Annotated in this window: 1 protein-coding gene; it reads right to left on the bottom strand. The window is 68.3% G+C overall.

Annotation, left to right across the window (positions count from 1 at the left end; translation table 11 throughout):
• Positions 1 to 127: 127 nt before the first annotated feature.
• The gene (locus tag ACIBPB_RS33635; protein WP_396843259.1) at positions 128 to 1264 is read right to left on the bottom strand and encodes an IS701 family transposase; all 1137 of its coding nucleotides are present in this window, start codon (positions 1262 to 1264) and stop codon (positions 128 to 130) included.
• Between the last annotated feature and the right edge of the window lie 150 nt (positions 1265 to 1414).

The raw sequence follows: 1414 nt of genomic DNA, 5'->3' as shown, positions 1-1414 counted from the left end.
TAGTACTCCAGCCGCACTTCGCGGAGTCGTTGTCTTCGCTGGTAGTGGCTTGTTTTGGCTCTGAACTGGTGGCGGCGTCGCCACCATGACCATCGATTGATGTGGTCGCGGGTTCGTCTGCGGGTGATCAGGTGTGCCAGGAGACGTCGAGTCTCGGCGAGGCTGAGGGGGACAAGGTCGGGCCGGTCGGTGGCGCCCCCTTTTGCGCCCCGGTGGTGACGGCGAGGTAGGCGTGGGCGCACATAGCGAGTGTTATGTGGCGGTACCACGCGTCGTAGCGGCGGACCTGGTAGTCGTCCAGGCCGACCTGTCCCTTGGCGGTCTGGAAGCACTCCTCGATGGCCCACCGCGTGCCGGCCACGCGGATGAGTTCCTCGTCGTCGGTGTCGGCGGGTCCGTAGCACAGGTAGTAGGCGTGCTCGGTGGGGTCGGTGATCGACCGGCGGATGAGCAGCCAGCGGGTGAATCCGTGCTCGGCGGTGCCGGTGTCGGGCAGGGTGGCCACGGCCCAGTCGAACAGACGGGGTCCCTTGGCGCCGGCGCCGCAGCTGCGCCGCTTCCAGGCGGGGGCAGGGGCCGCGGCGGCCAGTTCGTCGGCGCGGGCGCTGCCGCCGTCGGTCGGGATTTTTTGGTTGCAGGCCACGGCCAGGACGTAGCTCATGCGGCGGCTCTGCAGCCAGAGCCGGAACTTGCTGTCCTTGCCGTAGGCCTCGTCGGCGGTTACCCACCGGGCCGGCAGCCCCGCGTCCAGCGCGCGGCGCAGCATCTGCAACCCCAGCGCCGGCTTGGTCGCGAACCGCACCTTCGCCGGTATGGCGGCTTCGGTCCGCCGGGCGTCATCGCCGCACCAGCCCTGCGGCAGATACAACTCCCGATCGACCAAGGTCCGCCCGTGCGCGGACGCGTACGCCAGGAACACCCCGAGCTGGCAGTTCTCGGTCCGGCCGGCGGTCCCGGAGTACTGGCGTTGGACGCCGGCGGACTTGGTTCCCTTCTTCAGGAACCCCGTCTCATCGATGATCAAAACGCCGTCAGGGTCGCCGAGGTGCTCTGCGACGTAGTCGCGTAGGTCGTCGCGGACTGCGTCGGCGTCCCATGCCGTCCTGTTGAGCAGCCGTTGCATGCCGTCAGGTGTGTTCTCTCCGGCCGCCTCGGCCAGGGTCCAGCCATTCTTGCCAGCCAGCGGCGACAGCAGGCCCAGCACATACGCCCGGGCTCGCCGGCGTGGCTCCACGCGCCGAAACCGGCCAGCGATCCGCGCCATCAGGTCATCCAGACCTACCGCCCACCCTGAAAGATCGTCCACCACCACAAGCGCGGCAGTCTACGATGGACGATCACGTACTCTGACGCCTGATCCGGCATCGGCGGTCCTAGCTGCGCAAACACCGCGAACAGAAGTGCGGCTGGAGTA

Source organism: Micromonospora sp. NPDC049836 (assembly GCF_044465125.1).
Lineage (GTDB): Bacteria > Actinomycetota > Actinomycetes > Mycobacteriales > Micromonosporaceae > Micromonospora.
The sequence above is the reverse complement of the archived record's forward strand: the minus strand, read 5'-3'. Positions and strand labels throughout refer to the sequence as shown.

Excerpts from the sequence above, each read along its gene's own strand:
- ACIBPB_RS33635 (WP_396843259.1), bottom strand. The coding sequence starts at position 1,264 with ATGGCGCGGATCGCTGGCCGGTTTCGGCGCGTGGAGCCACGCCGGCGA.